Genomic DNA, 8,050 nt, shown 5'->3' on the forward strand with positions numbered 1-8,050 from the left:
CTCCTCAAACGGTGCCGGCCGCTGAACGGCCGACGATCACCGGGCGCGTCGAGCATGCACCCGGTTACAACGGTAAACCGTCATACCGAAGCGGGCCCAACACAACACGATTTTAGGAAACAGAAACGGCGCCGAAGCCGGATCGGAACGAGACACTCACCGATCTCGGGCGATAGGCAAAATTACCGGGACACAAGTCTCGTCGTCACCTCCTCGCGCCAGCGCGCACGGATGGGGCTGGAGTCCAGTACCAGCCATTACCTGCGCAATGGTGGCACCGGTATCAGCGAGCGTCAACCCGTCCACGCGGTCGCGGCACTGTGAATCGGCTGCCGGGAAGCTGTCCGGTCAGGACGGCTTCTTCTCGGCCACCGCCGCGCTGAGCCCTTCGGCGAGATCCTCGCGGGTCAATTCCTTGAACTTGTGCAGCCATTCGGCACTGAAATCGGTGACATCGCCCGCCAGCACGGCGTCGAGTTCGGAATCGTCGAGACGGAAACTGCGATGGTCTCGCGCCTTCTCCACCACATTGCGGACGAAGCCGGCATTGCCCAGCACATCGATACCGCGGATCAGGTCGCCGTCGTCGGAGTAGTTCTCGTCGGCGTAGAACTTCTCATACGACGGCAGCAGTCCCTCGACCGCCTCGTCGCTGACCACGTCCTCGTTCTCCGCGCCCATCATCTTGGTCAGTTCCAGCAATTCGGGCGGGGTGTAGCTGTAGAACTCGATCACGGTCGAGAAGCGGCGCCGCAGACCCTGGTTGACCTCCAGCATCCGCTCCATCGCGTTGGCGTAGCCGGCACCGAACACCACCAGTTCGTCGCGGTGATTCTCCATGTACAGCAGCAGCGTGTTGATGATCGCGTTGCCGTAGGCGTCGCCCTGGGAGTAGCCGCGCTCATTCAGGGTGTGCATCTCGTCGAAGAACACCGCACCACCGAGCGCGCCTTCGAGCAGTTCCTCGGTGTTCTTCTCCGCGTCGGCCATGTACCGGCCGAGCAGCTTGGAGCGGTTGGTCTCCACCACCAGTGGCTTGCGCAGCACGGTCAGCCCGCACAACTGTTTGGCGAAGGCCCGGGCCACCGACGTCTTGCCGGTGCCGGGCGGGCCGAGCAACAGGGTGTGCCGGGATGTCACCGGAACCGGCAGCCCCATCTTGGCGCGCGCCAGGTTCACCTTGGTGGTCGCCTTGATGAGCTTGATCTCCCGCTTGGCCTGCTCCATGCCGAGCATGGCGGCCAACTCCGCATCGCCCTCGGCCAGGTATCGGGCGGCCTCTTCGGCGTGCCGATCGGCTTCGGCCTGTTCACGGGTCGGGGCGCTGTCGGGATCCCACGGATCCGTCCGGGCTTCGATGGTTTCCGGGTCGGTCAAGATCAGCCGGTAGTCCAGGTTGTCCAGTGCCTCGCGGGCCGGCGCGAACTTCGCGTCACGCGAATACACCCGGCGCAGCAACTCGGCGGCTTCGTCCTCTTTGCCAAGGTGACGCAGACACATGCCCTGGGTGTAGAGCGCGACGTTGGTGGCGCCGGGCACCCGATCACCTTCGATGGCCTCTTGAGCCCGCCGGGTGGCCTCCTCGAACACCCCCAGCGAGGCGAGCGCCGTGGTGGCCATCGCCGCGGCCGCCGCCTTGAGTTCGGGTTGGCGCCACGGTGCCGCCGCGGGGAACTGCTTCAGCACATCCGGCCAGCGGCCGGTCCGGAAGTACAGCAGGCCGTGCACGTACCCGACCAACTCCTTCTCGAAGGGGTTTCGCGGTTCGATGCCTTCGAGGAGCTTCGCCGCCTCCTCGTAGCGCTTGGCTTCGGCCAGGGCGGCGGCGTAGGCGGCGGCCAGCGATTCCACGCTGGTGACCAGCAGCCGCAGGAACATCCCGTCGGAGACCTCAGGCCGGAACTCCAAGTCCGACAAGCCCAGTCGCCGAGTCTCCCAACCGAATGTGCGCACGGTCGACCAGGCGTTCGCCAGCACCTCGATGTCGGAGTCGCCGGCCAGCACCCGGGCCAGCCAGGCGTCACACATGCTCGGGTCGATCGTGCTGGCAGTGGTGAACATCTGCAGCGCGACCTGTGGGTTGTGGCTCGGCTGCAACCCCTTGACCGAGATCCCGGAGGCCAGCATGCCGGCGACCATCGCGTTGCGCGCGTCGGTCGTGGCCGATTGGGAGCTGGTCACGGCCGTGTCCCGGGCGCCGGGACCGCGTATTCCTGCGCCGCATCCACCGACACCGGCAGATGTTCGCCGTCCTGCAGATTCCGGCCGGGCACCGACATGCGCGGATGCGCGGTGGGCGCCGGGAGGCTGGCGCAGACCGCCTCCAGCTGACGTCGGCCCACGAACCTGTTCAGCGCGACCCGCACGTCACGGCCCAGCCGGTTGGCGCTGTGGTACCGCACCAGCACCGACACACCGGTCGTCCGGCCGCCCCCGGGGGTGAGCCGCACCGTCACCACCGTCGCATCGGCGGCCGGGTACCACAGATGTTCCAGGTTCTCCGCGGTGATGTCGACCGGCGACACCCACAGATTGGCGACGTGGCCTTCCTGCCGTGCCCGGAACAGTCGGTGCCGAAGCTGTGCTGCCTCCAGACCCGCCAGAACGGCCTCGTCGATGGCGTCGAATTCGTCGGCGCGGACCGGCCGTGCGCTGATCTGGCGCCCGTCGATCTCCTCGGCCAACCGCTCCGTGGCCGCCGTCAAGGTGGCGGCCAGTGAGTCGCGCGCCGCCACCGCGTTGACGTTGTGCTGCGGGTCCATTCGCAGCACCAGCCAGGTCTGCCGATGGTCGGGCATCGACGGGGTGTCTTCGAAGTCGACCTCTGAGTCCTCGGTATCGCCGGGAGTCGCGCGGGTGCCGACCGAGACGACGTCGATGCTGTCCAATCGCACGTCGAACTGGCGTAGCCCGGCGGCGAGGCGCTCCACCGGCAGGGTCACCGGTTCCGAGCCGCGCCGGTGCCGGCCGGCCGCCGACGCCGTTCGCCCGCCCACCGCGATCACCGTCACCAGTCGGCCCTGGTGTTCGCGCATGCCGATCGGCTCACGCCCGAAGCGGCGCTGATGATCCACCGCGGCAGTACGCCCGCGGCTCAGTGCCGCTTCCGGGTCGGTGAACTGGTCGGACACCCAGGCCGCCCACATCGTGCTGATCGGCACCCGCCGGTAGGTGACCAAAGCGATGATGGCGACCAGCACGGCGACGCCGACACCCGACCACCATGCGTATTCGGCGGCCTTCGCGTCGCCGGGCCAACGGCCGGCGAGGACCAGGATCCCGATGTCGATCAGAAAGACCATGGTCACCCGCGTCCAGGACAGGTTCAGACCTAATGCGTGCTGTGCCTTCATCGGTTCCTTGACGATCGTCGCAATGCTGCCACTCCCAGTGCCACTCCGGCTGCCGCGAGCGCCGCCAACAGCCCGGCCCCGGCGACCCAGACCGGGGTCATGTCACGTTCCGGCGGCATCGGCGGCACCTGCAGGGGCGCCGACAGCCGTTCCGGCGGTTGGGCCGGAACGGTGGGGACATCCCAGGTCAGCGCCGCCACCGGGTCGATGATGCCGTAACCGACCACGTTGTCGACCCCACGTGCCGGCGGGCGGGCCGTGCGAATCAGCCGGTTGATCACCTGATGTGACGACAATTCCGGGTATTTGGCCCGCACCAGAGCCGCCACGCCGGACACGATCGCCGTGGAGAAGCTGGTGCCCGACGGGACCAGCAGTGAGTTCTCCGGGCCGTCGACCGCGTTCATCAGTCCGTCGTCGCGAGGTGAGAGACCTTCGATGTCGGTACCGGGTGCCGCGATCGACACCCAGGGGCCGGCCACGCTCGACTTGGTCAGCGGCGCACCCGCCGAATCCACCGCTCCGACGGTCAGTACGTACTCGTCGTACCACGCCGGGGTCACCACGGTGTTGACCCCGTTCCAGTCGCGCGGGTCATCGGGCCGCATCGCGTTGTAGGTCGGGTTCTGCTTGCAGTCGCGCCAGCTCGTGTCGCCGGCGGCGGCGACGATCACCACGTTCTTCTCGACGGCGGCGTAGCGCACCGCCGCGCCCAGATCGGCCTGATCGAGGAGGGTTCGCACGTTCATGCAGACGGCCTGGGAGATGTTGATCACCTGGGCGCCCATGTTGGCGGCGTGGACGATGGCGCGTGCCATCGTGTGGATGCCGTCGGTCTTCTCACGCAGTTGCGGGTCCTGGCCGTCACCGAACGGCTCCTTGGGGCCAAAAGCCTGGCTGCTCTGTCGGATCGAGATCAGTCCGACATCCGGGGCCACCCCACTGAATCCATCCGGCGCAGGCCCCGGCGGCGGCGGTGCGCTCGGCGCGCGGAAATCGACCGGCACCACTCGCGCCCGCCCGGCGGAGCCGGCCGATCGCGCAGCACCTGCGTCGGCATTGTCGGCGGTGTGGGCCGAGGACGCCGCGCCGTTGCCCGGGCCGGGGGCCGGACCTGGAGCCGGACCAGGGGCAGGCGCCGGCGCCGGACCCGGAGCCGGACCAGGGGCGGGCGCCGGAGCCGGAGCCGGAGCCGGCGCGTTACCCGGCCCGTTGGCCGGTTCCTCCCCCTCGACTGGTGGGGGTGGCGCCGGCGCCGGGGGCGGCGGCATCACCATGATCGTGGTCTGTGGCACCGGGGCGGGCGGCGGCGGTTCGTTGGTCGGAACCGACGGAGGCCGACGGGTTTGGCGTGGCGCCGGCAACGGAGTCACCCCGTTGTCGGGCATCGCGGCGATCAGCGATGCCACCAGGGTGCCGTGCGCGTCGCAGTCGGACAGCCCGTCACCGCCGGCCATCACATAGTCCCCGCCGCCGGTCAGGTTCGGCAGCCGCGGATGCGGGGTCACACCGGTGTCGATGACCGCGACGGTCACCCCGGCCCCGCGACCGAATTTCCAGGCCTCCGGCAGGTTGAGCATGTCCATGTAGGCGGGCTGCACCCGGAAGTCGGTGCCGGGCAGCACGCCCACCTCGGTGCAGTACGAGGTCTGCCGCATCGTCTGCGGCGGCCCGGGCGGACTGTCGGGCGGCAGCGCGGCCGGATCGATCCCCGGCGGATCGATCGCCCCGGCGGCCGGCAGACCGGCCAGCGAGCCGCCGGCCATCATGATCATCGCGGCGCCGGCGGCCGCGGTGCGCTGCAGCCGACGTGCGCCCCTACCGATACCGGATCGCTTCATAGGTGTTCATCAACCACAGTGCCAGCGGGAACAACGGCATCAGGCACAGATATTCGATCCACTCCACGAACTTGCGGAACAGCGGGCTGTAAATGGTGTTGGGCACGATCACCGCGGACAGCAGCCCGAACATCGGCACCACCGCCAGCAGTGACACTCCGACCACCAGCGTGGTGGGTGTCCACTGCACCACCACGAAGCGCACCACCACCGCGGCGACGATCACCAGACCGGTCAGTGTCACCGTGAGCGCCTGCCAACGGTCCCGGAAGGAACGACCCCGCAGCACCAGGAACCCGGCCGTCAGACCGGCCAGCAGCACCGGCAGCCATGACCGGTCCGAGTGTGGATCGCACAGACCGGTGACGCACACCGCGATCAGCACGCCCAGCCCGGACAGCAAGCCGGTCAGGAACGATCGGGCCCGTTCGGCGCGCAGAACGACCTCGCGTACCGATTCCGGGCCCTCCAAGGCCGGCGGGCCGCCGTCACTGGCCACCACCGTGGTCGGCAGGTCGGGACGGGCCTCGAACACCCAGCGGCTGGTCGCCGACGGGAAGACCGGCAGCCGCAGGCCGGCCAGCCACCGCGACAGCGACGGAGCCCACTGGTAGGCCAGCACACAGGCCAGATACACACACGTCATCAGGGTCACTGCACCGGTCAGGAACAGCATCCGCAGCACACCGGCCAACATCACCGCGCCGCTGATGACGGCGACGGCGCAGTAGGTGGCCAACTGCCGTCCGGTGAGTCGGATGACCGACAGTGCGGCGATGCCCGCGACGCCGAAGCCCAGTGCGCCATGCGCGGCACCCACCTCGCCGGGTACGGCCGCCGCGGCGGCTACCACCAGCGGAACCAAACCGCTGGCCAGCAGGATGTCACCAACACGCCGGTCGGACGCATTGCGGGCCTGCATCAGGATCAGCGCGGCGGCGATCAGCACCAGTACGGCCAGCCCCGCGCTGAACCCGGCCACCAGCCAGCTGTCGTGGTCGAAGCGCCAGGCGGCGAGCAGTCCGGTGCCCAGCAGCACACCGAGCGCCAGGGTCGATACTCCGACCCGCACGGCGGTCCCCGCATCGACCGGGGCGAACCGCTTGGCCAGATTCACCGAGACCGCGGTGGAGATGTGTTCGATGACCGGCGAACGCCGCTCCCGGTCCTCGATGAAGCGCAGCCACAGCCGGTCGCCGTCGTACACATCCTGTTCGGTCAGCGACTGGTTCGGCCGCAGCACCGTGCCGTCGACCAGGCACAACACCCAGCGACCGCGTCCCTCGGCCTGCAGGGTGGGCTCTTCGAGCTCGGCAAGCCGGCCGTTGATCACCTTGAGCAGCGGGTCCAGCATCACCGACACCGGCGCGTCGGCGTCCAGCAGCGTCCCGATCTGGACGCCCTCACCGGCCATGACGCCGATCACCACGGCCCGGGCTGCCGACGTCGCGACTTCACCGCCCGCCTGCGCCGCCTCGATCGCCGCGGTCATGGTTGCACCACCTGATCGACGAATACTGGATCCATACCTGCCGCCTCGCAATTTGTCATTTCAAAGTCTGTCCAATTCTAAAGGCATTGCATGTTAATCGCACGATTCGCGATTACGGGCAATTCTTCGGTGCGTCACACGACATTTCGGTGCGCGTCGACCCCCGAGGACCCCTAGACCCTCCGATGCGTTTTCCAGGCACCGTAGGGCAAGGTGTCCAGGACTGTTTTGACGCCCACCTGGACCAACTGCGGGGTCGCCGGACAGATCGCCAGCCACGCTTCGCCCGATCCCGCGGTTCGCGCCTGCTGATAGAGCGCGATCCGGCCGCCGGACCCGTCTTTGAGCGACAGCACCGAGGCGCTGGGGCCTTTGGCGTCGTCGCGGTACTGCCGCGCGTACACCGCGGCCTCCGCGGCGGGCTCCGACAGGGCCTGCCCCAGTGCGGCGACGGTGGCGGCACTGATCCCCATCCGGCGCAGGTCTCCCCCGGTGAAGATGTTGAAGCCGGAGTCCTGCCAGCTCTGGGTGGCCTCCAGCATCTCCTCCATCGGCACGTTGACCGCGGTGATCTGCGCCGGATCGGCGTGGTGAATGGATTCCATGCCGTCGATCACCAGCGCGGCGATCGAGGCGGCGTCGGTCACCGAGACATCGTCGACGGTGATGTCGGTGCCGACGCGCACCGCCGACACCCAGTGTTCGCCGCGACGTGCCAGCAGCACCCGGAACTCGTTGTCCGGGATATCACGGGTCCCGGGCTCCTGGTCGTCGTCGTCGACTACGCCGTAGCGCAGCTTGCCCAGCGACAGCAGCGCGACCACCTCGAGGTCGGGCGCGGCCAACACCCGCATCCGGGCCGCCACCACCTCGTTGACCTCGCCGTCGACGACGATGCCCTGCTCGCGCATCACCGCCATGCCGGGATGCTCCGAGAGCCAGTCGTTCGAATCGGTGGAAACGTAAGGCCGGCAACGCAACTCGGGCGCGACGTGGCGAATGTCCAGCAGCGCCTGCAGCATCCAGAAGCCCTCGACGTTGACGGTGATGTCGGTGCGGGTACTCGGGTCCATCACTACCCTCCTCTACCGGGTCGTTCGCTGTAGTTGGCCAGTGGGTACTCGGCTATTGGACCACGCAGCAGCATGCGAACGCCTACCACCACCCACCAATTGCAGCACGCGACAGCACACCGGTGGGTCGGTGTGCTGCCGCGCTGCGGATTGCGAGTTCGGTCAGGCCCAGCTGGAGCCGACGGAGGCGTCGGTGTTGGCCATGTTGTTGCCGGCGGTCTGCACCTTCTGACCATGAGCATTGGCCTGCTCGTAGATGATCGCGAAGTTGCGGCCCAACTGCGCCACGAA

At 68.4% G+C, this 8,050-nt stretch carries 5 protein-coding genes and 1 pseudogene; all 6 read right to left on the bottom strand.

Translation table 11 applies throughout. From position 1 onward, the window contains the following. Positions 1 to 348: 348 nt before the first annotated feature. Positions 349 to 2,139, bottom strand: coding sequence for a type VII secretion AAA-ATPase EccA (eccA, locus tag ACZYY4_RS10785; protein ID WP_463809993.1), 1,791 nt, complete (start codon positions 2,137 to 2,139; stop codon positions 349 to 351). 38 nt (positions 2,140 to 2,177) lie between these two features. Next, complete coding sequence (eccE, locus tag ACZYY4_RS10790) at positions 2,178 to 3,353, bottom strand: type VII secretion protein EccE (RefSeq protein WP_463809963.1); 1,176 nt, start codon at positions 3,351 to 3,353, stop codon at positions 2,178 to 2,180. Then, positions 3,350 to 5,194 carry a type VII secretion-associated serine protease mycosin gene (gene mycP, locus ACZYY4_RS10795; RefSeq protein ID WP_463809964.1) on the bottom strand — a complete coding sequence of 615 codons (1,845 nt, stop codon included), beginning with the start codon at positions 5,192 to 5,194 and terminating at the stop codon, positions 3,350 to 3,352. Before mycP ends, eccE begins: the two co-directional genes overlap by 4 nt. Further along, positions 5,172 to 6,686: a type VII secretion integral membrane protein EccD gene (gene eccD, locus ACZYY4_RS10800; RefSeq protein ID WP_463809965.1), complete on the bottom strand. Its 1,515-nt coding sequence runs from the start codon at positions 6,684 to 6,686 to the stop codon at positions 5,172 to 5,174. The genes mycP and eccD overlap by 23 nt, the downstream gene beginning before the upstream one ends. A gap of 173 nt (positions 6,687 to 6,859) precedes the next feature. Next, on the bottom strand, positions 6,860 to 7,759 hold the full coding sequence (locus ACZYY4_RS10805) for an ESX secretion-associated protein EspG (protein ID WP_463809966.1): 900 nt from the start codon (positions 7,757 to 7,759) through the stop codon (positions 6,860 to 6,862). Between the two features lie 162 nt (positions 7,760 to 7,921). Then, positions 7,922 to 8,050, bottom strand: a pseudogene (locus ACZYY4_RS10810) (type VII secretion protein EsxI); the annotation flags it as partial.

This window comes from Mycobacterium sp. IDUB_21, assembly GCF_055419425.1.